The 22,858-nt window shown below is 41.7% G+C and carries 25 protein-coding genes; all 25 read right to left on the reverse strand.

Going from position 1 to position 22,858, the window contains the following annotated elements; genetic code table 11:
* Positions 1–6 precede the first annotated feature (6 nt).
* Genes C6Y03_RS01655 through fliF form a run of 25 tightly spaced genes read right to left on the reverse strand, consistent with a single transcriptional unit; the run spans position 7 to position 22,816 of the window.
* Complete coding sequence (locus C6Y03_RS01655) at positions 7–468, reverse strand: chemotaxis protein CheW (RefSeq protein WP_034662331.1); 462 nt, start codon at positions 466–468, stop codon at positions 7–9.
* 24 nt (positions 469–492) lie between these two features.
* On the reverse strand, positions 493–2,523 hold the full coding sequence (locus tag C6Y03_RS01660; protein WP_106038743.1) for a chemotaxis protein CheA: 2,031 nt from the start codon (positions 2,521–2,523) through the stop codon (positions 493–495).
* Between the two features lie 5 nt (positions 2,524–2,528).
* Positions 2,529–3,602 (reverse strand): protein-glutamate methylesterase/protein-glutamine glutaminase, encoded by a 1,074-nt coding sequence (locus tag C6Y03_RS01665; protein ID WP_060596270.1) that lies wholly within the window; start codon positions 3,600–3,602, stop codon positions 2,529–2,531.
* The gene (locus tag C6Y03_RS01670) at positions 3,599–4,504 is read right to left on the reverse strand and encodes a MinD/ParA family protein (RefSeq protein WP_106038744.1); all 906 of its coding nucleotides are present in this window, start codon (positions 4,502–4,504) and stop codon (positions 3,599–3,601) included. The genes C6Y03_RS01665 and C6Y03_RS01670 overlap by 4 nt, the downstream gene beginning before the upstream one ends.
* Entirely contained in the window at positions 4,501–5,616 is a 1,116-nt protein-coding gene (gene flhF, locus C6Y03_RS01675) for a flagellar biosynthesis GTPase FlhF (protein WP_106038745.1), read from the reverse strand. The genes C6Y03_RS01670 and flhF overlap by 4 nt, the downstream gene beginning before the upstream one ends.
* Positions 5,616–7,649 (reverse strand): flagellar biosynthesis protein FlhA, encoded by a 2,034-nt coding sequence (gene flhA / locus C6Y03_RS01680; RefSeq protein ID WP_060596266.1) that lies wholly within the window; start codon positions 7,647–7,649, stop codon positions 5,616–5,618. Before flhA ends, flhF begins: the two co-directional genes overlap by 1 nt.
* Positions 7,650–7,678: 29 nt before the next feature.
* Positions 7,679–8,767, reverse strand: coding sequence for a flagellar biosynthesis protein FlhB (flhB, locus tag C6Y03_RS01685; RefSeq protein WP_106038746.1), 1,089 nt, complete (start codon positions 8,765–8,767; stop codon positions 7,679–7,681).
* Positions 8,764–9,543, reverse strand: coding sequence for a flagellar biosynthetic protein FliR (gene fliR / locus C6Y03_RS01690; RefSeq protein ID WP_034662349.1), 780 nt, complete (start codon positions 9,541–9,543; stop codon positions 8,764–8,766). The genes flhB and fliR overlap by 4 nt, the downstream gene beginning before the upstream one ends.
* Before the next feature lie 6 nt (positions 9,544–9,549).
* Positions 9,550–9,819 carry a flagellar biosynthesis protein FliQ gene (fliQ, locus tag C6Y03_RS01695; RefSeq protein ID WP_003211206.1) on the reverse strand — a complete coding sequence of 90 codons (270 nt, stop codon included), beginning with the start codon at positions 9,817–9,819 and terminating at the stop codon, positions 9,550–9,552.
* Positions 9,820–9,835: 16 nt separating this feature from the next.
* Complete coding sequence (gene fliP / locus C6Y03_RS01700) at positions 9,836–10,501, reverse strand: flagellar type III secretion system pore protein FliP (protein WP_007499580.1); 666 nt, start codon at positions 10,499–10,501, stop codon at positions 9,836–9,838.
* The gene (gene fliZ, locus C6Y03_RS01705; protein WP_106038747.1) at positions 10,494–11,153 is read right to left on the reverse strand and encodes a flagella biosynthesis regulatory protein FliZ; all 660 of its coding nucleotides are present in this window, start codon (positions 11,151–11,153) and stop codon (positions 10,494–10,496) included. The genes fliP and fliZ overlap by 8 nt, the downstream gene beginning before the upstream one ends.
* Before the next feature lie 18 nt (positions 11,154–11,171).
* The gene (gene cheY, locus C6Y03_RS01710) at positions 11,172–11,534 is read right to left on the reverse strand and encodes a chemotaxis protein CheY (protein ID WP_007499584.1); all 363 of its coding nucleotides are present in this window, start codon (positions 11,532–11,534) and stop codon (positions 11,172–11,174) included.
* A gap of 27 nt (positions 11,535–11,561) precedes the next feature.
* A complete protein-coding gene (gene fliY / locus C6Y03_RS01715; RefSeq protein ID WP_034662352.1) occupies positions 11,562–12,686 on the reverse strand; it encodes a flagellar motor switch phosphatase FliY in 1,125 nt (374 codons plus the stop codon).
* Positions 12,676–13,674 (reverse strand): flagellar motor switch protein FliM, encoded by a 999-nt coding sequence (fliM, locus tag C6Y03_RS01720; protein WP_106038748.1) that lies wholly within the window; start codon positions 13,672–13,674, stop codon positions 12,676–12,678. The genes fliY and fliM overlap by 11 nt, the downstream gene beginning before the upstream one ends.
* A gap of 32 nt (positions 13,675–13,706) precedes the next feature.
* Positions 13,707–14,135 (reverse strand): flagellar basal body-associated protein FliL, encoded by a 429-nt coding sequence (fliL, locus tag C6Y03_RS01725; protein WP_034662353.1) that lies wholly within the window; start codon positions 14,133–14,135, stop codon positions 13,707–13,709.
* A complete protein-coding gene (gene swrD, locus C6Y03_RS01730; RefSeq protein WP_034662354.1) occupies positions 14,132–14,347 on the reverse strand; it encodes a swarming motility protein SwrD in 216 nt (71 codons plus the stop codon). Before swrD ends, fliL begins: the two co-directional genes overlap by 4 nt.
* Positions 14,348–14,384: 37 nt before the next feature.
* Complete coding sequence (gene flgG, locus C6Y03_RS01735; protein ID WP_034662356.1) at positions 14,385–15,176, reverse strand: flagellar basal body rod protein FlgG; 792 nt, start codon at positions 15,174–15,176, stop codon at positions 14,385–14,387.
* Positions 15,177–15,193: 17 nt separating this feature from the next.
* Positions 15,194–15,640, reverse strand: a complete 447-nt coding sequence (gene flgD, locus C6Y03_RS01740; protein WP_060596260.1) for a flagellar hook assembly protein FlgD — start codon at positions 15,638–15,640, stop codon at positions 15,194–15,196.
* The gene (locus C6Y03_RS01745) at positions 15,640–16,962 is read right to left on the reverse strand and encodes a flagellar hook-length control protein FliK (RefSeq protein ID WP_106038749.1); all 1,323 of its coding nucleotides are present in this window, start codon (positions 16,960–16,962) and stop codon (positions 15,640–15,642) included. Before C6Y03_RS01745 ends, flgD begins: the two co-directional genes overlap by 1 nt.
* Positions 16,963–17,661, reverse strand: coding sequence for a MotE family protein (locus C6Y03_RS01750; protein ID WP_106030839.1), 699 nt, complete (start codon positions 17,659–17,661; stop codon positions 16,963–16,965). It abuts the gene before it with no gap.
* Positions 17,662–17,673: 12 nt separating this feature from the next.
* Positions 17,674–18,117, reverse strand: a complete 444-nt coding sequence (gene fliJ, locus C6Y03_RS01755; RefSeq protein ID WP_034620036.1) for a flagellar export protein FliJ — start codon at positions 18,115–18,117, stop codon at positions 17,674–17,676.
* Between the two features lie 8 nt (positions 18,118–18,125).
* On the reverse strand, positions 18,126–19,442 hold the full coding sequence (fliI, locus tag C6Y03_RS01760) for a flagellar protein export ATPase FliI (RefSeq protein WP_034662365.1): 1,317 nt from the start codon (positions 19,440–19,442) through the stop codon (positions 18,126–18,128).
* Positions 19,439–20,203 (reverse strand): flagellar assembly protein FliH, encoded by a 765-nt coding sequence (gene fliH / locus C6Y03_RS01765; RefSeq protein WP_034662367.1) that lies wholly within the window; start codon positions 20,201–20,203, stop codon positions 19,439–19,441. Before fliH ends, fliI begins: the two co-directional genes overlap by 4 nt.
* On the reverse strand, positions 20,196–21,212 hold the full coding sequence (fliG, locus tag C6Y03_RS01770) for a flagellar motor switch protein FliG (protein ID WP_008344808.1): 1,017 nt from the start codon (positions 21,210–21,212) through the stop codon (positions 20,196–20,198). Before fliG ends, fliH begins: the two co-directional genes overlap by 8 nt.
* A gap of 11 nt (positions 21,213–21,223) precedes the next feature.
* Entirely contained in the window at positions 21,224–22,816 is a 1,593-nt protein-coding gene (fliF, locus tag C6Y03_RS01775) for a flagellar basal-body MS-ring/collar protein FliF (RefSeq protein ID WP_060596256.1), read from the reverse strand.
* Positions 22,817–22,858: the final 42 nt, after the last annotated feature.

The following is a 22,858-nucleotide window of genomic DNA, read 5'->3' on the forward strand; positions in this document are numbered from 1 at the left end:
TCCTCCTTAATGAACAGGTGCATCTTGAACGCTCTTGTCGAGGACGGCACCAGGATGAATGATATTAAATAGACGCTGATCATGCTTAATGATACCTGTCACCCATGATTGTCCTTCTTTTTCAGCTGATTCAGGAGAAGATTCTACTTCTTCTTGATGGACTGTAATGACATCATTCGCTTCATCAACAATCCAGCCGACTTCAATGTCACCAACTTGTACAATAATCATTCTTGTTTCATCTGTAATGTCGTTGTCAGTTGATCCAAGTCTGACTCTAAGGTCGATGACAGGTGTCACGACACCGCGCAGATTAATAACACCACATATATAAGGGGCAACGCCAGGGACTCTTGTCGGCTGCTGCCATTTTTCAATGGACTTTACTTCTGATACTGAAATGGCGTATTCTTTTTTGTTTACGATAAACACAATCATTTTTTCGCCAGTTTTGATATCTGTACTCATTTCAGACCGCTCCTCTATTGTTTTTTACTTGATCAGTGCATTACAGTCAACGATGAGTGCAACTTGACCGTCGCCTAGGATTGTTGCGCCTGAGATCGCAAACACGTTTGGCAGGTAATCTCCTAGTGATTTCAATACAACCTCTTGCTGACCAATAAATGAATCGACCACAAATGCTGTCAGCTTATCTCCTTTACGAACAACGATGATGTGCAGTTCTTCCTCTAATTCATTCGCATTTGGTACGTGGAATTGTTTCTTCAAGTACACGACCGGTACGATAAATCCGCGGAAATCAATCACTTCACGATCATGCGTTTGAAGGATGTCGCTTTTCTTAATGACAGCCGTTTCAATAATAGAAGAAATCGGAATCGCAAATGTTTCCTCTTCCAATTTCACAAGAAGAACGGAAATAATCGATAATGTAAGCGGAAGCTGGATCGAGAATAGTGAGCCCTGTCCTTCTGTTGAGTTGATGCTCACAGATCCGCCTAGTGATTCCAGCTTGTTTTTCACAACGTCAAGGCCTACACCGCGGCCTGAGATGTCAGAAATCGTATCAGCTGTAGAGAAACCTGCTGCAAAGATCAATGAATCAATTTGATGATCTTCAAGCGTTTCCGCTTCTCTTTCAGTAATAACCCCGCGCTCTAATGCTTTTTCAAGCACTTTCTTACGGTTAATTCCGCCGCCATCATCTTCTACTTCAATGAAGACGTGGTTTCCGCTATGATACGCCTTTAATAGAACGGTGCCTTTTTCTGGCTTGCCTTTTTTCACACGTTCTTCTGGCGATTCAATTCCGTGATCTAGACTGTTTCTAAGTAAGTGTAAGAGCGGATCTCCAATCTCGTCGATGACTGTTCGATCAAGCTCTGTCTCAGCACCTTCAATGATTAGTTCAATTTTCTTATTCAGCTCTTTTGTCAATTGACGAATCATACGCGGGAATCTGTTAAACACTGTTTCCACAGGGACCATTCTCATGTTCAGGATGATCGATTGCAGGTCTCCAGAAATACGTGTCATTCTTTCAACGGTGTCTGTGAGTTCATTATTTTCTAATTCTTTGGCAATCTGCTCTAAACGGCCTCTGTCAATCACCAGTTCTTCAAATAGATTCATGAGAGAATCGAGACGGTCAATGTTGACACGAATCGTTTTTGTTCCGCCGGCAGCTGCACCGTTATTGCCATTTGCTTTTGGCGCATCGCTTGCTGGTGCTTTCGCAGCAGACACAGATACTTCTTCTTTTTCCTGTTCAGGTTTTGCCTCTTGTTTTTCAGCTGGAGCCGCTTCTTCAAATGCAGAGACTTCTGAGATCTCAACATGTTCAACTTCTGAGATCGCCATCACGATTTTTTTCACTTCATCCATCGGTTGTTTAGATAAATAAGAAATACTAAATTCAGATTCGAAATCTTCTGATTCTAAAAGTTCTGCATTTGGAACTGTTTTGACGACCTCGCCTGCTTCGTTCAGTCTTTCAAAGATCATATAGACACGAACGGCTTTTAATAAGCATGCGTCACTTAATGTCACATTGAGTTCATAACATTTAAAGCCTTGTTCCCTCGCTTCATCAAGCACTGTTCGTTCAAATTCGTTATAGTCTAAGTCGTTAGCAGCCGCAGCTGATACATCCGCTGTCTCAACACTAGGAGCTGCCTCAGCATGGCTTCCTGTCACATCTAGCTTTTTACTAACCTCTGTGACATCGCGTTTCCCATCTCCGCCTTCTGCAATTGATTGAACCATTGCTTCAAGGTGATCAAGTGCTTCAAACATCGTGTCCATTGACTCAGGTGTGACAATCATTTGTTCATTTCGAATGGCATCAAACATGTTTTCTAAATGATGTGTTAGCTGAGCCATATCAGCGTAGCCCATCGTTGCACTCATGCCTTTCAATGTGTGAGCCGCTCTGAATATATCATTCACTAGCTGCAAGTCGGTTGGGTTCTTTTCTAAATCAAGAAGTTTTTCATTACAAGTTTGTAAGTGTTCTCTGCTTTCATCTAAAAAGATATCTAAGTATTGGTTTACATCCAACGTGTTCACGCCCTCTCTTTTTTCATGGAGCTTATAATTGCATGTGCGATGTCATCCACATGCCTTGTTTCATGTGCAAGGCCTGCTTTAATGACTGATTTAGGCATTCCGAAAACAACACATGATTCTTCTTTTTCTGCAATGACTTTCGTATGACCGCTTGCGACCATTTTTTTGACACCTTCTGTGCCGTCACTACCCATGCCTGTCATAATGACAGCAATTTTCTCGTAACCCTTTATATTGCTGATGGATTCAAATAAATAGTTAACAGAAGGTTTGTGCCGGCTTTCCGTGTCCTCTGGAGACAGCCTGATGACTAAGGATGCCCCTTGTTCATGAAGTGACATATTCATTCCACCAGGAGCTATGTAAGCCACTCCATTTTTAGCGATATCTCCATCTTGTGCTTCTTTAATCGAAATTTGAGATAAATGGTCTAACCTAGTAGCAAGTGATGCCGTAAATCCTGCCGGCATATGCTGCACAATCAAAATGGGTGCTTCTATGTCCTTTGGCAGCTTCGTGACGACTCGCTGAAGTGCTCTTGGCCCTCCCGTCGATGTTCCGATTGAAATAATCTTTCGGAGTGAGCTGCTTTTTACTGCTTGCGGGCGAGGAAAAGCCACTGGACTTGGCGTCTTCATCACCGGCTTAGGAGAAATCTGCACTTCTGTGCGTTTCCTTGACATCCCTGCCGCAAGCACCCGCTCTACAATTTGGCCTCTTACTTTGTGCAAATCGAGGGAAATACTTCCTGAAGGCTTTGTCACAAAGTCAAACGCACCAAGTTCTAAGCAATGGATAGTTAAATCTTTCCCTTGCTTTGTCTGGCTTGACACCATAATCACGGCAAGGTCATGTTCAGCCAGAATTTGTTTTAATGCTTCTGTTCCATTTAAAACAGGCATTTCCACATCTAGTGTGACAACATCTGGATTCAGTTCCTTGATCCGTTTTAAGGCATCTTCCCCATTTCGCGCCGTTCCGACGACTTCTATTTCTTGCTCGGCACTTAGGAAATCACTAATGAGCTTTCGCATAAAGGCCGAGTCATCTACTACAAGCACTCTAATCATGAGTCCACCTTCCTCCTTTTAAAAAAAGAGGACAACTTATCTATAAACGTATGCTGCTCTCTCTGTGCCTCTCTTATCTGCTGTTGATAAAGTGTTTCTGCCAGCATCTTGATCGTTTTACTCAGCCTTGAGTGAGGCTGCTTGATATAAAATGGAATTTGTTCAGCCACTGCTTTAGGAACCGCAGGATCATCTGGCACAGCACCAGCAAATACTAGCTTTCTGTGTAGAAATGATGTGACCACTCCTGCTAATTTCCGGTAGGTTTCAGACCCTTCTGACGGGGTTTTACACCGGTTGACAATGATTTGCACAGATTGTTCAAACTGATGAATAGCTAAGTGTTTAATTGCGCTGTAAGCATCCATGATCGATGTTGGTTCTGGCGTTGTCACAACCACAACTTCTCCTGCTGATAAAACAAAAGGCAGTTGATCTTTTGACAAGCCGGCACCCATATCAAAGAAGATACAATCAAAGTCGTGCATCATTCTTTCCATTTCCTCTAGAAAGAAAGACCATTGATCTTTATCTAAAGAAAACAGCTGTTCAAGTCCGCTTCCGCCAGAAATGTAATAAAGGTTGTTCGTTCCTTGTGTCATAGCTGCTTGGAAGGATTTCTTCCTGACAAGAACATCTAATATAGAGCTAGTCGATGTTTTTCCTAGTAAAATATCAATATTCCCCATACCAAAATCAAGGTCGATGACTAACACTCGCTTGCCTGCATTTGCGATAGACAGTGCCATATTCAGCGTCAAATTCGATTTTCCTACCCCGCCTTTACCGCTCATGACAGCAATGGTTTTTGCCTGTTTGCTTATACCAAGAGGAGCCGGTGTGATCGTTTGATTCTGCTGAACGAGCTTTCTTAAACCTTCCGCTTGGTCGGGCTTCATCATTGTAAGACCATCCTTGTTAATTCAAGAGGAGAGCCCTCAAGAATATCCTCAGGTACATTTTGACCATTTGTTAAAAATCCAAGTCCGATTTGAGAGTCTGTAATGATTTGAAAGATTGTTCCCATCGTGTCTGTTTCATCTACCTTTGTAAAAATGAATTGGTCGATTGGAACGTGTTCAAATCGTTTAACCATGGCTCTCATGTCCTGATACTTCGAGGTCGCACTCATCACTAGGAAACTTTGAAAGCTTTCATCAAATGGAATAATGTCTGTCAGCTCTTTGATATACGCTTCTTCTTTAAAGTTACGACCGGCTGTGTCTACGAAAATATGATCATACTCTTTAAAGGTCTCTTGAGCTTTCACAAAATCCTCTCTCGAATAACAAACCTCAAGCGGTGCATTGAGCAGTTCCGCGTATGTTTTCAGTTGTTCGATCGCTGCAATTCGGTACGTATCTGTTGTAATAAAAGCGATTTTCTTTTGCTTCTGAATGGCAGTTTTGGCAGCCAGCTTTGCAATTGTTGTTGTTTTACCAGCCCCAGTTGAACCAAACAGCACAATGTATTTTGAACGAATCATCGGCTCATCAGAGGTATGAGCCGGCAGCATACCTGTCAGCAGTTGTTCAAGTTCTTTTTGAATTTGATCTTCCTTGACAGCACCCTTCGTTAAAAGACCTTTTAGGCATTCGTCTCGAATTGAATCATCAAGACCTTGATCCTTAAGCTTTTGATCGATTGCCATGAGAGGATCGGGCAGAATACCAGCATGCCGCTCATTCCTCGCATATTCTAAAGGCTGAGCATGAGAAGGTACTGGTTTCACTGCCTCAGGAGCAAGGGATGGCTCTGCAGGCCAGTGTTGAACCTGCTCCTTTTTCGGAATTACTGGAAGAGGAGGCGCAGGATGTACACCTTTACCCGCTCTTTCTTCAAAATCTTGATCCAGCACAGCTATTACTTCAACCATTTGCTGTTTCTTTAAACCGAATAGCTTTCGTTTAACAACGGTTTTGGAATTTAAAATGACGGCATCCTTCCCAAGCTGCTGCCTAATTTGAATCGTTGCCTCCTGCATTGAATTCGCTGTGATTTTTTTCATTTTCATTAGATATCCACCACTCCGATGCTCTGTACTTCCACATTTGCTTCTAGTTCGTTATAAGATAGTACCGGTAAATCCGGGAAATATCTTTCTAACAGCTGCTTGACGTACATTCTTATAGGAGGTGAGCACAATAGAACCGGCGTTTCCTGACGAAGCGAAAGCTGTTCAATTTCTCTCGCCACTGATTGAATCACACTTTCAGAGGATTCTGGATCTAATGATAAGTAGTTGCCATGCTCTGTTTGCTGTACGCTGTCAGCAATTACCTTTTCGACTCGACCTGAGCATGTCACGACTTTGAGCGATTCATTTTCTCTTGCATATTGTGCGGTAATCTGTCTTGCCAGCGCCTGTCTGACATACTCTGTTAACAAATCTGTATCCGTCGTTAATTTTCCGTAGTCTGCAAGCGTCTCAAAAATGGTGACAAGATTTCGAATAGAAACCTTTTCTTTCAGCAGTTTTGCCAATACTTTTTGAATATCACCAACTGCTAGTGGATTTGGCGTCACCTCATCCACTAAGACAGGATAACTTTCTTTCAGATGATCGATTAATTGCTTCGTTTCTTGGCGTCCGAGCAGTTCGTGTGTGTTTTGTCTAATCTTCTCTGTGATGTGAGTAGACACAACAGATGCAGGATCTACAACCGTATAGCCAAGCATCTCAGCCTGATCTTTTTCTGCTTCTGAGATCCATTTAGCCGGAAGACCAAAGGATGGCTCGATTGTTTCAATCCCTTCAATCGGATCATCATCAGGCGTAGGAGACATCGCTAAGTAGTGATCAAGCAGCAGCTCACCTTTTGCCACTTCGTTCCCTTTTATTTTGAGCCGATACTCATTTGGGTTAAGTGCAATGTTGTCTCGAATTCGGACAACTGGAATCACAAGACCTAGTTCGAGGGCAAGCTGCCTTCGGATCATCACAATTCGGTCTAACAGGTCACCGCCTTGATTTGCATCGGCTAGCGGAATCAGGCCGTAGCCAAATTCAAATTCAATGGCATCCATTTGCAGAAGGTGAATGACGCTTTCTGGACTTTTCATCTCTTCTACCTCTGCCTGTTCCTCTAGTACCTCTTCGATTTCTTCTTGATCCTGTTTGTTTTTCGACATCAAGTATGCGCCGAGGGCAAGTAAACCTGCGATCGGTCCTGTCAAAAGTACGCCGATTGGAGTAAACAACCCAAGAAGGAAGATCGTACCTGATGTGACGTAAAGCATAGCCGGGAATGCAAACAGCTGTTCAGTGATATCTGAACCAAGGTTCCCATTAGAAGCAGCCCTTGTGACGACAATCCCTGTCGCTGTTGAAATGAGAAGTGCAGGAATTTGTGAAACAATCCCGTCTCCTACCGTTAATAGTGTAAAGTGGGAAGCTGATTCTTGAATCGACATTCCTTGCTGAAGCATCCCAATAATAATGCCAAAAATAATATTAATAATGACGATGATAATACCTGCGATGGCATCCCCTTTGACGAACTTACTTGCACCATCCATTGCACCATAAAAGTCTGCTTCTCTCGCTACTTTTTCACGGCGATTTCTTGCTTCACTTTCTGTCAGCATCCCTGCATTTAAATCTGCATCAATACTCATTTGTTTCCCTGGCATTGCATCGAGGGTAAATCTTGCCGCAACCTCTGAAACACGCTCAGCCCCTTTGGTGATTACAACAAATTGAATGATGATCAGAATAAGGAAGACCACCAGACCCACGAGTACATTACCTCCAACAACAAATGAACCAAACGTTTCTACAACCTTTCCAGCGTCTCCAGTTGATAGGATAGATCGTGTTGTAGAGATGTTAAGCCCTAAGCGGAACAGCGTTAAGAGCAAAAGCAATGATGGAAATATTGAAAATTGCAGTGGTTCTTGCATGTTCATTGTGGTGAGAAGCACGATAAGCGCAAGAGAAATATTAATAATGATTAAAATACTTAATAGCATTGGCGGAAATGGTATGACCAGCATCGCCACAATTAAAATAACACTGAATAAAACAGATAAATCTCTTGCTGCCATGCCTGTTCTCTCCTTTTAAAACCAAAAATTCATAAAATCTTTTGTTTCGTTTTATATACGTAAGCTAAAATTTCTGCGATCGCCTTAAAGTATTCCTCTGGCACCGCTTGGTCGATGTCGACCTGATCATATAGTGCACGAGCGAGCGGCCGGTTTTCTACGGTCATGATATCGTGCTCTTTCGCAATCGTTCTAATTTTCAAAGCCAAAATATCTGTTCCCTTTGCCACAACAAAGGGCGCGTCCATCTTTTCTTCGTCATAATTTAAAGCAATTGCATAGTGGGTTGGGTTTGTAATGATGACGTCCGCTTTTGGGACTTCCTGCATCATCCGTCTCATGGCCATTTCCCGCTGGCGCTGTTTAATCTTTGATTTTATGAGCGGGTCACCCTCAGATTTTTTATACTCATCTTTGATGTCTTGTTTGGACATCCGCAAGTTTTTTTCATAATCAAATTTCTGGTACATATAATCAAGCCCTGCTAAGATCATGAGAGCACCTGCTGCATATAGACCCATAATCAAGGTCATATTTGCGACGAAATGAAGGGTTTCCTCTGCTGTTAATAAAGGAAGCCGCAGAATTTCATCAAAGTGCATCCAAAGTGCAATAAATGTCGCAAAACCAACAAAACCAATTTTCAAAATGGATTTTAACAGCTCTACGAGGGCTCGAATACTGTATATCCGTTTAAATCCTTTGATAGGATCTAGCTTTTCTAATTTCGGTTTGATGACTTCTGTTGAAAAGAGAAAGCCAACTTGTAAATAGTTACTGATGACGCCTGCCAGCATACCAACACCAAGGATTGGCATGAGAAGGAGCGCTGTTTCCTGAAGCAATTCCACAAATAGTTGATGAATATTAGATGTGCTAACCTTCATTAGCATGGTTGTTGAATAAAAACGTTCAATAAGCGCAATAATACGCTCTTTCATAAAAGGCCCAATAAAAAAGAATGATAAAAAGATTAATAGAAATGAGATGGCTGTATTGACGTCGGTACTTTTGGCAACCTGACCTTTTTTACGTGAATCTTGTCTCTTTTTCGGCGTTGCTTTTTCTGTTTTTTCACCTGCGAAAAATTGCAAGTCTAGTCTAAGCCTTGTCATCATGACGAACCACCGACCAATGCTAAGAAATTCCTCATGGTGAGTACAATCGTATCAAATGTATTTTGGACAACACCGAAGATGACGCCCATACAGATGATGATCATAATAAAACTCACACCCATTTTAATAGGAAGTCCGACCACAAAAACGTTCATCTGCGGAACTGTTCGTGCCACAATGCCCAGTGCCAAATCGACCAAAAACAAGCTGGCGACAACCGGTGCTGAGATTTGAAAGGCAATGATGAACATTTGGTTGAAGCTCTTTGCAATAAAGTAAGCAAAGGATTCACTGCCGAAATTCAGTGCGTACTGATCAACTGCAATATATTGAAAGCTATAATAGATTCCATCAAGCAGCAGGTGGTGTGCATTGGTTGCCAGCATCAATAGCAATGTGACCGTATAAAAAAACTGCCCCATCAGCGGCGTTTGTGCCCCTGTTTGCGGGTCAATTACATTGGCGATCGCAAAACCCATTTGAAAATCAATGAATGAGCCGGCAATTTGAACAGCGGACACCATGATATATGCAATCAGTCCAAGCAGAAGTCCGACCATTGCTTCTTTCACTGCAAGCATCATATAAAGACCGTCTACGTCGAGTGCTGGCGGTTCCTTAATCGTGCTAAAACTAATCACGGCTAAAAACAGTGAGAAGCCAACTCTGTGTACAGCTGGGATTGTTCTATGCGCTAAAAGCGGTACTGTCACAAAAAAAGCGGTGATCCGAATAAAAACTAACAGAAAAGCAGGGAATAATTCTATGATTGACATCGCTGGTTAACCTGCAAATCGATCTAAATTCGAGAACAGCTCTGTCGTAAAGGACACAATGGTTGACAGCATCCATGGACCAAACACAACAAGCCCAATAAGAACTGCAACAATTTTAGGAATGAACGCAAGCGTCTGTTCTTGAATTTGGGTTGTCGCCTGAAACACACTGACAATCAGTCCCACAATAAGAGCGAGCGCTAGAAGCGGCCCACTGACAAGCAATACCACATACACTGATCTTTCAGCCATCGTAATGACAAATTCTGAACTCATGTTTTAAGCACCTACTCTAAAAGCTTTGCAGCAAAGATTTAACAATCAAATACCATCCATCGACTAAAACAAATAACAATATTTTGAAAGGGAGCGATATCATAACCGGAGGAAGCATCATCATCCCCATTGACATCAGGACACTTGCGACCACCATGTCAATAATTAAAAATGGAATAAAGATCATGAAACCAATTTGAAATGCCGTCTTTAATTCTGAAATCGCAAAAGCGGGTACCATCGCCGTTAACGGAATATCTTTTATCGATTCAGGTGTATCCATTTTTGCGTAACTAAGAAATAAAGCCAAATCCTTCTGTCTCGTATGTTTACTCATAAACTCTTTAATTGGCACTTCGGCTTTTTCATATGCCTGATTTAGCGTAATGTCATCATTTAAAAGCGGCGTCAGTGCCTCTTTATTAATCTCTGAGAACGTGGGTGCCATGATAAAAAATGTGAGAAACAAAGCAAGCCCTACAAGCACTTGGTTTGGCGGCATTGAGTTGGTTGCAAGTGACGTTCTAACGAATGAAAGTACAATCACTATTCGTGTAAAACATGTCATTAAAATGAGAATGCCTGGTGCAACCGAAAATACGGTTAAAAGTAAAAGAAGACGGACAGACGTGCTAATGTTCCCTGCACCGCTGGAATTAAATAAATCGATAAACTCATTCATTTTGTTTCGGGCCTTTCTTTCTGACTTCTGCTTGGGTCTTTTTCAATTCGGCTAGCTGCGCCTTCAAATTGGCTGAAAAAGAAGAAGTGGTTGGCTGATTTTGTTTCTTTACCTGCGATGTGAATTTTTGAACGATTTTTGGTAAATCTGTTTTGCTTTCCATCGCTTCTTCATATTGTTTCACGATCGCTTCACATTCTTGTTCATCATCAATTTCTTTTAGCAGCTGGATTGAGTCCGCTACACCGACAACTAATACTCGTTTGCCCACTTTGATAAGCTGGACTGAACGGTTTTGGCCAACCGTCGTTCCGCCAATATTTTCAACATAGCGAAATGGTTTGAGTAAGCGGTTTTGCTTACCAACAAATCTCACCAATCCATATATGAGCAGGATGACAAAAAGTAAAGCACCAATCATTTTGACAAAATCCATAATGGAGACAGAAGAAGAGGGAACTTCTTCTGCCGGATTCGTTTGATTGTCAGTGGTTGTCTTTTCTGTATCCTTTTTGCTGCTTTTCTCTTCTTTGATCCAGTCATTCACTGTGCCATTTTCAGGATCTTTCGTTTCAGCAAACAGTGAGGCAGGCTGCATCGTCAAGAAAAGCATAAAACTGATCATTGCTATACATATCAAACGTTTTTTCAACAAGTCTTACACCCTTTTTTAGCCTAACGTTTTATTAATTGCTTCAAGTACACGGTCTGCCTGGAACGGCTTCACGATAAAGTCTTTTGCACCTGCTTGGATCGCGTCAATAACCATTGACTGCTGCCCCATTGCAGAACACATGATGATTTTTGCAGAAGCGTCGATTTGTTTAATTTCTTTTAGCGCTGTGATCCCGTCCATTTCTGGCATTGTGATATCCATTGTGACAAGGTCTGGAGAAGTTTCTTTGTATTTTTCAACTGCTTGAGCGCCGTTTTCTGCTTCTCCTACGACATCAAATCCGTTTTTTACAAGAATATCCTTTATCATCATTCTCATGAATGCTGCATCATCTACGATTAATACCTTAGTAGCCATTTACTTATTCTCTCCCTATATGTTTGTTTATTTTAAATTAGAAAGTCTTTCTGACTGACTTAATATATCAGTCACACGAACACCAAAGTTCTCATCAATGACAACGACTTCCCCTTTGGCGACGATTCGTTTGTTCACCAGAATGTCTACTGGCTCCCCAGCAAGTTTGTCCAGTTCAATGATACTTCCAGCTGAAAGCTCAAGGACTTCTTTTACACTGCGCTGAGTTCTTCCAAGTTCCACCGTAATGGAAAGCGGAATATCCATCAGCATATCAAGATTTCCAAGCTGGCTTGTTGTATGCTGAGGCTCACTGAACGCTTCAAATTCAACAGGCGCTACATTTACAGGTGCTGCCGGCTTTGGCTTCGCCTGTCTTTTCGCCGGAGCTGCTTGCTGCGCTGGTGCAGACTGCGTTTGCGGAGCTGCCGGCTGAGGTTCAGGTGTGCTCACTTGCGTGTCTTGAACCGGCTCTTCCTCTTGCGCAGGGTCTGTTAATTCTGCGATTAAATCCTTCGCAAATGTAATAGGATAAAGCTGCATAATATTTGAATCGATGAGTTCACCTATTTTTAATCTGAAGGATACTTTGACAAGCATTTCTTCAGCTGGAATGCGGTCTGTCCCTTCTCCTTCTTTCACATCAAGTAATTCGACGCGCGGCGGAGAAATATCAATCTTTTTATTAAAGACCGTCGACATGGATGTCGCAGCAGAACCCATCATTTGGTTCATTGCTTCTTGCACTGCACTTAAGTGAATCTCGCTTAAAGAAGGGTCAGCATTTGTCCCGTCTCCGCCCATCATTAAGTCCGCAATGACTGCTGCATCTGTTTGCTGGACGACAAGCAAGTTACTTGCGCTGAAGCCTTCTGTATAATTCACTTCAATAGCGACATACGGATGAGGAAATTCCTCATTCAGCATACTTTTTTGAATCACTGTAACAGTTGGAGTAGTAATCTCCACTTTTTGATTTAATAGGGTTGAAAGTGCTGTTGCAGAGCTACCGAATGAAATGTTTCCGATTTCCCCAATGGCATCTTGCTCCATTGCAGAAAGGATTGTATCAGGCTCTATATCGTCATTGCTGCCTCCTTTAAGGAGCGCATCGATTTCGTCTTGTGATAATTTACTTCCGTTATTCTCCATCTTCTTCACCTCTTATGTCGTGATCTAGAATTTGAATCGCCTGTTTCCGATTCACGCGGCCGGCCTGTCCCAAGAATTTCGGTTTATTTCCGACCATAACAGTAAGAGGCGCATTTACTGGTTTGTCCAAGGCAATACAATCACCAATTTCCAAATTCAAAAACTCTTCCACCGTCATTTCCGATTCCCCTAGCTCTGCGACTACCGGTATTTTTGCCGTCATAATCCGTTTTTCAATGGCCTTTGTTTCTTGTCGTTTTGGTTCATTTCGTTCAGACTGCATCCAGTAGTGTACAGACAGCTTCGGAATAATAGGCTCCAATACAACATGAGGAATACATAGGTTAATAACCCCGCTGACCTCACCAATTTGTGTATTAAGAGAAATGACGACAACTGTTTCGTTTGGTGACACCATTTGAACAAACTGGGGATTTACCTCGAAATCTGCCATTTCAGGCTCGATGTCGGTTATGGACTGCCACGCTTCTCTGTAATTTTCCAAAGCTCCCTCAAACATGTTTGAGATAATCTTTGTTTCGATTTCTGTAAGTGATTCTGTCTTATTATGACTAATGCCAATCCCGCCCATCAGCCTGTCCATCATGGCATAGCCGATTGTTGGGTTCACTTCAAGCATGATTCTTCCTTCAAGCGGGCTGACATAAAATAAGTTTAATAATGTCATATTAGGAATCGAACGAATAAATTCTTCGTATGGTACTTGGTCAACCGAGCTGACAGTAATTTGAATATATGATCTTAGCTGAGCTGAAAAGTGCGTGGTGAGCAATCTAGCGAAGTTATCATGAATCCTTGTTAAACTTCGAATCTGGTCTTTCGAAAAGCGCAGTGCACGTTTAAAATCATACACCTTCACTTTTTTCGTCGTTTCTTCTTTTTTCAGCTCTTCTGCATCCATTTCGCCTGTAGATATGGCGGATAATAATGCATCGATCTCATTCTGGGAAAGCACTTCTCCTGACATTTCTTCACCTCCATCGTGTCAATTAATCGCCTCTATTGCAGATTAAAGGAGGTTATATATACTTCTTTCACCTTGCCATCTTGCAAATAGTTATTCACTTTGTTTTTGACTAGTGTTTTAAAATGTTCTCTGCCTTTTTTGCCATCAAGTTCATCTGCATTCGTGTCTGATAAAATGTCGATTACGGCGTCTTTCACTTGAAAACTTCTTTTCTCGAGCTCTTCTTTTGCTTTTTCAGAGTCCGTTTCAATATTCAATACAAGTTTGACAGCATTTCCTTCAGACTTTAAATTAGTAATGATCTCAGGAATTTCAACAGAAGCTTTTACGACTTCATCTGCTGTTGGCTCTTTTTCTGCTTTTGCTTCGTCTGACCCATTCAGCAGAAAAAAGATGCCTGCTCCAATTCCGACGATGGCAATAATCATGATTAGCATTACTACGACTAATTTCTTCTTCATTCAAACTCCTCTATTCCTTGATTCAATGAAATGACTTGGATTTTTCTGTAGAAAGAAATGATTTTCTCTTGAAGCTGCTCTTTATCTTCTTTCACAACGAATTTCTTTCCATTGGCTAATGTAATGGTCGTGTCTGGAAAGCTTTCGATTTGCTCGATATGGAGAGCGTTCAGCATAAATCCTTTGCCATTTAATCTTGTCACTTCAATCATATTAAGCAGAGAAGCGATAAACCGCTCCCCCTACCTCCTATCGTTTCAGATTCACAAGCTCTTGCAGGATTTCATCAGATGTTGTGATCGTCTTTGCATTCGATTGGAAACCACGCTGTGCGATAATCATTTCAGTAAACTCGTCTGTTAAATCAACATTTGACATTTCAAGTTTACCTGTTTGGATGACGCCCGTTCCTTGTTCACCAGGTACGATAGGGTTACTTGGAGCACCTGAGCTTAAGGTCTGGCGGTAAAGGTTGTCACCAACTTTGTCTAACCCTCCTGCGTTACGGAAAGATACGAGTGATACTTGACCAACGGTTCTTGATACATTGTTTTCAACAACCGAAACCGTTCCATCTGGACCAACACTCACACTCGAAACGCCGTCTGGAATCGTTATCTTTTGTCCATTCATTCCAAGCAGATAATTTCCATCAGGGGTGACTAAGCTTCCCTCTGAATCAGTGTCGAAATTCCCTGTTCTTGTATAAAGAATTTCTCCTTGACTTTCAATCCGGAAAAACCCATCTCCATTGATATAGAAGTCGTAAGGTTCATTTGTATTTTGAGAAGATCCCGCTGACATGATTTTATCAATAGAAGATAAAGATGATCCTAAACCAATTTGTTTTGAGTTGATTGAACCAGAGTTGTTCGTTGGTCCACCAGAACTTCCAATGGTTTGGCTGACCATATCTTTAAAAGTGATACGGCTTTTTTTGTATCCGTGTGTATTGACGTTGGCTACGTTGTTGGCTACAACATCTAATTTTGATTGGAAGTTTTTCATTCCGCTAATTCCTGAGTAAAGTGAGCGTAACATTTATTTTCCTCCTCGAATTACTTCGTTTTTTCTCCAACTGCTGTAACATCCCAAGGGCTGATTTTCGTTCCATCTTCTAAATACAAGAAGTATTCATTGTTTATGTTTTTAACAGACTTCACAGTGCCTGATATCTCTTTATCATCTTGTTTACCGGATACTTCTTTACCAATCCATCCTACATACGTCGTAAACGGATCTTGGTGAGCAACAAATGTAGACATGAGCTGATTCAGCTTGGTGATAGAATCATTCATATTGGTTTGTTGTTCTAAAGATGAAAATGTTGCAAGCTGTGTGACAAACTCACGGTCATCTAGTGGGTTTGTCGGATCTTGGTTTTGAAGCTGTGTAAGCAATATTTTCAAGAATTGATCTTTACCGAGCGTATCTGTTTTCTTTTCTGCCTTTGAAGAAGTGTCTGTTTGTGCGACTGTTCTATTTGTAGCATCAACTGTTGCCATTAGATCTCCTCCTCTTCTTCATCTGACCCAACAAGAGCATCCAGTACATCTTGGAATTCTGCTTCCTGTTCATCAGGCTTCTGGAAATTCTGCCCTTTTGACTGCTGCTGCTTGTTTTCTTCATTAAACTGTCCAAATAACGACTGCTCATTTGATTGAAGCGGTATATGGAAACGGTCCACTTGAACCGACATATTCGGAAGCGCCTGTTTGAGCTGCGGCAGGTGATGCTCTAACAGCTCTTTCGCTGCTTGTGTCGAAGCTGTAATTTTACTCGCATACATGCCGTTTTGCTTCGTCAGCTGAATCGTGATAAATCCGAGATTTTCTGGATTTAATCGAACTGTGAAGCGTCCGCTTGAGTTTCCAAATGGCGTGAATTTCATTTGCTTCCACGTATTTAGTATTTGTTGATCAACCGTTCCTGGCTTTTCATCAGTTGTTTGTGTCTGCTGAACAGGAGCTGCTGATTGCAGTTGAAAAAACTGCTTATGACCTGGCAAAAGCGTATGAGTGATGTTTTTTTCAGAAGCAGGTGCAGCAGTGCTTTGTCCTTTGACAACTTCCTTTTTGATGAGCCATTCAAGGGAGGAAGCACCTTTTGCCGGAGAAGCAAGAGTAGATTCTTGTCTTGGAGAGACCAATTCTTTTAACTCTCCTAAAGCAATTTTCAACTCTTTGTCTGATCCTTTTGCGTTTGCCATCATATGGTCGATTAACTGATTAAAGTGTTTCAGCTCACTTTGAGACATCGAATTCAGCTTTGGTGCTGAACCCTGCGAGAAAAACTGCTCTTTTACTTGCTGAATCAGTTTCTCATCTACCCCATTTTTTGAAAGAAAGTGAATGAAGTCTTGACCCTTTGCTTCAATATCCTCCACTAACTTTGCATCAAAGCTGAGCGGCTGTTGATTGAGCAGTTGATATAAGAAAAAGTGGACTTGTATGAGCTGCTCACTATGTTCAGAAGCTGGCTTATCAGCTTGATCACCGTAAATGGATGATTCCATTTTTTTAAATAGCTCTTCTAGTGACTTGAGATCAGACGAATCAAGCGTTTGACCTTGAAGTGTTTGAAGCGCGCTAAGAAGGTCTCCGTTGATGCCTTCTTCAGGTGATTGCATCCATTTTTCAATGATTTGCATCGCATCATTGATGGAAAGAGTGGCACCCGCTGTCTCAGTATTCACAAGGTCGCTTTGAGCGCCTGCCCCGCTAAGTAATTGTTTAAACAACCCGCTTGCAGAGGCCACGCCGCTCCCCTTTGGTCCCGAGAGACCTTGAGACGATTGCTGTAAGGCTCCAATATCCAATAGCTTCACTTATTGTCCACCCCCATTTTCACTTTCTTTTTTAGAAAGCTCTTTCGTAAACGTAGCTGCCTTCTGAGGTGTTAGTTTTGCTAATATGTCTGTTAGTTTATTTTTGCTCAGCTCTTCGAGGATCTTCAATGCCTCTTTATCACTTAATTCTGATAAAATTTTGGCGGATTTCCCTGCGTCCATGCTTTCATAGATACTGACAATCTTCCCTTTAGGTTTCTGGTTAGAGGCTCCTGCCCCATCAGAAGTTGTCCCTGACGCATTATTACCTGATGTATCGCTTGATGAGGTGTTGTTTGTTGAACTATCACTCGCTGACGTATTATTCGCATCATTTTTAGATGTTTTTTCAAGCGAACTGATTTTTTGATTCAGTCTTTTAATCTCTTCATCACTTGTTTTTAAATCTTTTTGCGCAATTTCAAGTTCATTTTTTTGCTCTTTAATGGTCTTTTTCAGTTCCTTCAATTCTGCATCGCTTTGATCATTATGTGAAGATGACGTTTTTGAGGTGTCATCTGAACCAACCAAACTGCTGATCACCGGAATGTTTTGGAGCGGTTTCTTTAGATCAAAACCCGCAATATAAAGGATTGTGCCAGTCACAATCACAAGCACAATCAATGGGATAATGACAATAAACAAGATCCATTGAAATTTACCGCCGCTTGATTCCTTCGTTTTTTCCTTCTTAGGCATTCATCTCGACTCCTAATGTCCTTGAAACATGAATTGGCTGATAGAGATATCATCCATTTCTTTCATTTCAATGGCCTTATGTTCAAGGGAAAACTTTTCATACTGCTTTTCTTTCATTTTTTCAAACTTTTTAAACTCAATGTTTTTTTCAGTTAAATCAGATTGTTTTTCATTCATTTGATGGCGTTTCATGATCACAAGCTGCTGATAGTGCTGAATGGTGTTATCTAAATTGGTCACAAATTGCTGGTAATGACGCATTTCTTGAACACTCATACCACTTCTCAGCTTTTCTTCTTTGCTTTTTTCCATTAATTCTTTTTTACTCATATTTTCATAGAGTTTTTCAGCGACTTGCTCAAATGCTGAAACGGATTGTTGGTACGCTGCAAGTGACTTGTCTTTCTCACTTTCTTTCAGTTCTAAGAGCTTTTGAAATTTGTATTGATATCTCACTGTTTTTGTCAATCCTCTCTATTCATCAAACGGAGCAATAAATTCACACTGTCTTCAATAGATACAGCTTCTTCTACATCCTGCTTCAAAAATGAAATCAGATGAGGATAAGCCTGCATGGCCTCATCAATGTCTTTCGAGGAGCCTTTTTTATAAGCCCCAATGTTAATGAGGTCTTCAGCGTTTTGATAAGTGGATAAAAGCTGGCGGAACCGGTTGGCCGCCTCCTTGTGATCATGACTTGCGATATTGCTCATAACGCGGCTGATACTTTTCAGAATATTGACAGCGGGAAATTGTCCTTTGTTGGCTAAAGCACGATCAAGTACAATGTGGCCATCTAAGATCCCCCTGACTGTATCAGCGATTGGCTCATTCATATCGTCACCATCAACAAGCACTGTGTAAAACGCTGTGATGGAACCAAGCTGATTCGTTCCAGTTCGTTCAAGTAATTTAGGCAGTATAGCGAACACCGAAGGCGTATATCCTTTTGTCGTTGGCGGTTCGCCAGTTGCAAGACCGATTTCCCTTTGTGCCATAGCGACCCGTGTAACAGAGTCCATCATGAACATGACATTTTTCCCTCTGTCTCTAAAATATTCCGCAATAGCTGTTGCTGTATAAGCAGCTTTCATTCTCGTCAGTGCAGGCTGGTCAGAAGTTGCGACAACAACAATCGATCGCTTCAGTCCTTCGGCACCTAAATCCTTTTCAATAAACTCACGAACTTCACGGCCACGCTCTCCTACAAGGGCAATGACATTCAGATCTGCTTCTGTCTGCTTTGCAATCATCCCCATTAAGGTACTTTTTCCAACACCACTTCCAGCAAAAATCCCGATCCTTTGACCAGTGCCAACTGTGAGCAGACTGTCGATCACTCTGACACCAACGCCCATCTTTTCTCGAATCGGCGGCCTGTCCATCGGATTTGGGGGAGACTGTTCTGTCGAAACAGGCGCAAGTCCCTTTGGAAGCATACTGCCGTCCAGCGGATCACCGAAGGCATCAACGACTTCGCCGATTAATCCAGTCCCAACTTTGACCTTCAGCGACTCACCTGTCGCTTCAACTAGACTTCCTGGTGAAATATTGGATGCTTCTACATAAGGCATGAGCAGAATGTTTTCATCTCTAAACCCTACGACCTCTGCTTTTATCGGATCGTGCCTACGCCCTTTTTTATGAATGAGACACACGTCTCCGATAGAACTCTCCGGCCCCTTAGATTCAATCATCAGCCCAACAACTCGATTGACTTTGCCAAATCGTTTATAAGGATCGGCGGTTTCAATTGTTTCTTTTAACACATCAATGTTCATTTGTGATCACCTGAATCAATGACTTCTAGTAACTTTTCTTTCAACTGATTCATTTGGGTATCAACACTCGCTTCCACTTTTCCAAAGCTTGTTTCTACGTAACAAGTCCCTTTTGGCGCTTTTTCATCCGAGTAAATGGCAAGGTGTGTATCCTTTTGAAGGATTCTGATTAATTCGTCTTTATACTCCATCACATGATCGTAATGTTCAGGGTCAACATAGATGGAAATATCGTCATATTCTTTCACTTCTGAAATGACCTGCTTCACGAGAGCCAAAAATTGATCTTTCGTGTCCTCAGCCGAGTACCAAACGCGTTTGGCGAGTTCGAAAGCCAGTTCCACAATTTTTTCTGCGGAGCTTTCAATTTTTTCTTCGTAATCCTGCTTGGCAAGACTGACAATGTCATTCGCTTGATCAAGAATCGATTGGTACTGCATATTCGCATCTGTTTCACCCTTTTGGAAGCCATCTTGGTAACCTGCTTGTTTCGCTTCTTCAATGAGCTGCATTCTTTCTTCTTCAAAAGCAGCGCGGCGCTGATTGATTTCAGCCATTGTTTTTTCAAGCTCACTATTTGCTTGTTCTACTATACGGCTTGCTTGATCTTCAGCATCACTTAGTACAAGCTGCGATGCTTCTGTTTCATTGACAAGCTCTTCTTCGTGATGTTCTTTTTTAAACTCCACTTGCTGCAAAGGAATCGTTTGCCGGCCTTGCTCAGGAATAACAGATGTTTCATGTTTGATAATCCTAGACAATGATATCGTCTCCTCCGCCTCGAGCTATGACGATTTCTCCAGCTTCCTCGAGTCGTCTTACGATGCTGACAATACGAGTTTGTGCTTCCTCGACATCTCTAAGCCGGACAGGTCCCATAAACTCCATTTCTTCTTTGAACGTTTCGACCATTCGCTGTGACATGTTGCGGAAGACAATTTCTTTGACCTCTTCGCTTGCCACTTTGAGCGCGAGCAATAAGTCGTCATTTTCAACATCTCTGATCACGCGCTGAATCGCTCTACTGTCAAGAGTGACAATATCTTCAAAGACAAACATACGTTTCTTAATTTCATCAGCAAGCTCAGGATCTTGAATTTCAAGTGTGTCTAAAATGGTCTTCTCGGTCGCACGGTCTACACCATTTAGTACTTCTACAACCGCTTCGACCCCGCCCGTTTGCGTATAGTCCTGCGTAAAGGTTGAAGAAAGCTTTTGTTCAAGAATGCGTTCCACTTCATTGATGATCTCTGGAGATGTGCGGTCCATTAAAGCAATACGTCTCGCAACCTCTGTTTGTACTTCCTCTCCTAATTCAGATAAAATCTGCCCAGCTTGGACTGGATCTAAGTAGGAAAGGATGAGCGCGATGGTTTGTGGATGCTCATGCTGGATAAAGTTTAAGATTTGTTCTGGGTCAGCCTTTCGAGCAAAATCAAACGGTTTCACTTGAAGCGAGGATGTTAATCGGTTTAAGATGCTGTCCGCTTTGTCCTCACCAAGCGCTTTTTCAAGCACTTGTCTTGCGTACATAAGACCGCCTTGTGATATGTAGTCCTGCGCGATGGCGATGCTGTGAAACTCTTCGATGATTTCATCTTTCTTAGCAGTATCTACACTTCGTACATTGGAAATTTCTAATGTTAATTTTTCTATTTCGTCTTCAGACAGATGTTTGTATACAGATGCTGACACGTCTAGCCCTAAGGAAATCATTAGGATTGCTGCTTTTTGTCTGCCTGTTAGTCGATTTGGATCTTTTCTCGACATGTGTATTCCTCCTAATCCTCGGACAGCCAGCTGCGTAGCAATTTAGCAAAGTCTTCTGGTTTTTCTTTTGCCATTTTTTCAAGCTGATTTTTTCTCACCATTTCTTCTGTTTCTGGTTCAGTGTCGATATCAGGAACATGGATTGGTGTACGTTCATCAAACTCAAACTCTTCTTCCTCTTCTTTTCTGCGTTTACGCACAAGAAGAATAATGAGAGCGATAATTGCAAGTAGTAGCACACCGCCTACAATATAAACCCAGATTGGAATATTGTTTGATGGGTTTTCTGCTGCAGTTTGCTGTTTACCGTCTAATTTTGATACAGATAAAACAATTTTGTTATCTAAGTCCGCTTGAGTGAGCGCTTGACCATTTGTGTATTCTTTATCAATTGAAGTGCTAATGATCGTTGAAAGAATCTTTTTGATATCATCTTGCCTTTCAGGTGTTAAAGAGTTCACATCGTTTGCAGTTGGTGGTTCGACCAATGCTTGAATGCCAACATCTCTAATTTTATAAGGGCTCTCTTTGATATCTTTATGAATGCGGTTGACTTCATAGTTGATACGATCTTCGCTCTTTTCGTAATCTCCGCTACCGTTCGCTCCATCGGCGCCTTGATAATTTGTGACATCATCGTCGCCTGTTCCAGCGGTGCCTCCAGCTGCTGCACCATTTCCTGAATAAGTTTCAGCAATCTTTTCAGCACTGACAGCAATGCCTTGCATGTTTTCTTTATCAACTGGTTCTACAAGATCTTCTTTTCTTTTCTCTTCAGTAAAATCAATGTCTGTTGTGACCGATACAGCCACTTTTTCTTGACCCATCATTGTTCCGAGCAGCTGTTGAATTTTTCTTTGAAGGTTCTTTTCAATCTCTTCTTTTTTCTGCTGCTGTGCATCCATTCCACTTGCATAAGAATCGGAACTGCTGTTTAAGTCGTAGTAGTTGGAATCTTGGTCCATAATGACAATGTTTTCTGTCTTTAAATTCGGCACACTTTTTGAAATAAGATGATAAAGGCCTTTTACTTGCTGCGGCGCGAGCGTGTAGCCAGACTCAACTTGCAGCACAATGGATGCTGATGCATTACTTTGCTCTTCTCCAACAAAAACGGAATCTTTTGGCAGGTTAATCATAACTTTTGAATCTTTAATCCCATCAATCGTGTTGATCAGATTGGATAGTTCTGTCTGAGTTGCGTCTACTTTCAGAACATCAAATTCATTATCTGTTAAACCGAAGCCGGAATTGTTCGCAAAGAAGGAATAATCAATATTCCCTGTCTTAGGGAGACCCTCAGATGCGAGTGTTACTTTTAAAGTGTCGGCCTGCTTTTCTGGAACGAGAATCGTTGTTCCATTATTCGCAAGTTCCGATTTAACGTTTTTGCCATCCAGTTCCTGTTTGATTTGCCCAGCTTCTGCCTCAGACAAATCTCTAAACAATGGAACCATTTTTTCAGAAGAAGCAAAGATGCTAACAACCGTAATAATGATTGCTAGGGCAGCAACGCCGCCAATCATGAGTATTTTTTGTAATTTTGATCGATTTCGCCAAAACTCAACTGTTTTTGTTCTTAATTGCATTAAAGTACGATTCATCTTAACCCCCGGTCATTCCATTCAGTCTTTTTTTGTCCGTCA

This window comes from Bacillus sp. LNXM65, assembly GCF_002998575.1.
Lineage (GTDB): Bacteria > Bacillota > Bacilli > Bacillales > Bacillaceae > Bacillus.

Excerpts from the sequence above, each read along its gene's own strand:
- C6Y03_RS01655 (WP_034662331.1), bottom strand. The coding sequence starts at position 468 with ATGAGTACAGATATCAAAACTGGCGAAAAAATGATTGTGTTTATCGTA.
- C6Y03_RS01665 (WP_060596270.1), bottom strand. The coding sequence starts at position 3,602 with ATGATTAGAGTGCTTGTAGTAGATGACTCGGCCTTTATGCGAAAGCTC.
- C6Y03_RS01670 (WP_106038744.1), bottom strand. The coding sequence starts at position 4,504 with ATGATGAAGCCCGACCAAGCGGAAGGTTTAAGAAAGCTCGTTCAGCAG.
- flhF (WP_106038745.1), bottom strand. The coding sequence starts at position 5,616 with ATGAAAATGAAAAAAATCACAGCGAATTCAATGCAGGAGGCAACGATT.
- flhA (WP_060596266.1), bottom strand. The coding sequence starts at position 7,649 with ATGGCAGCAAGAGATTTATCTGTTTTATTCAGTGTTATTTTAATTGTG.
- flhB (WP_106038746.1), bottom strand. The coding sequence starts at position 8,767 with ATGATGACAAGGCTTAGACTAGACTTGCAATTTTTCGCAGGTGAAAAA.
- fliR (WP_034662349.1), bottom strand. The coding sequence starts at position 9,543 with ATGTCAATCATAGAATTATTCCCTGCTTTTCTGTTAGTTTTTATTCGG.
- fliQ (WP_003211206.1), bottom strand. The coding sequence starts at position 9,819 with ATGAGTTCAGAATTTGTCATTACGATGGCTGAAAGATCAGTGTATGTG.
- fliP (WP_007499580.1), bottom strand. The coding sequence starts at position 10,501 with ATGAATGAGTTTATCGATTTATTTAATTCCAGCGGTGCAGGGAACATT.
- cheY (WP_007499584.1), bottom strand. The coding sequence starts at position 11,534 with ATGGCTACTAAGGTATTAATCGTAGATGATGCAGCATTCATGAGAATG.
- fliY (WP_034662352.1), bottom strand. The coding sequence starts at position 12,686 with ATGGAGAATAACGGAAGTAAATTATCACAAGACGAAATCGATGCGCTC.
- fliM (WP_106038748.1), bottom strand. The coding sequence starts at position 13,674 with ATGTCAGGAGAAGTGCTTTCCCAGAATGAGATCGATGCATTATTATCC.
- fliL (WP_034662353.1), bottom strand. The coding sequence starts at position 14,135 with ATGAAGAAGAAATTAGTCGTAGTAATGCTAATCATGATTATTGCCATC.
- swrD (WP_034662354.1), bottom strand. The coding sequence starts at position 14,347 with ATGATTGAAGTGACAAGATTAAATGGCAAAGGATTTATGCTGAACGCT.
- flgG (WP_034662356.1), bottom strand. The coding sequence starts at position 15,176 with ATGTTACGCTCACTTTACTCAGGAATTAGCGGAATGAAAAACTTCCAA.
- flgD (WP_060596260.1), bottom strand. The coding sequence starts at position 15,640 with ATGGCAACAGTTGATGCTACAAATAGAACAGTCGCACAAACAGACACT.
- C6Y03_RS01750 (WP_106030839.1), bottom strand. The coding sequence starts at position 17,661 with ATGCCTAAGAAGGAAAAAACGAAGGAATCAAGCGGCGGTAAATTTCAA.
- fliI (WP_034662365.1), bottom strand. The coding sequence starts at position 19,442 with ATGAACATTGATGTGTTAAAAGAAACAATTGAAACCGCCGATCCTTAT.
- fliG (WP_008344808.1), bottom strand. The coding sequence starts at position 21,212 with ATGTCGAGAAAAGATCCAAATCGACTAACAGGCAGACAAAAAGCAGCA.
- fliF (WP_060596256.1), bottom strand. The coding sequence starts at position 22,816 with ATGAATCGTACTTTAATGCAATTAAGAACAAAAACAGTTGAGTTTTGG.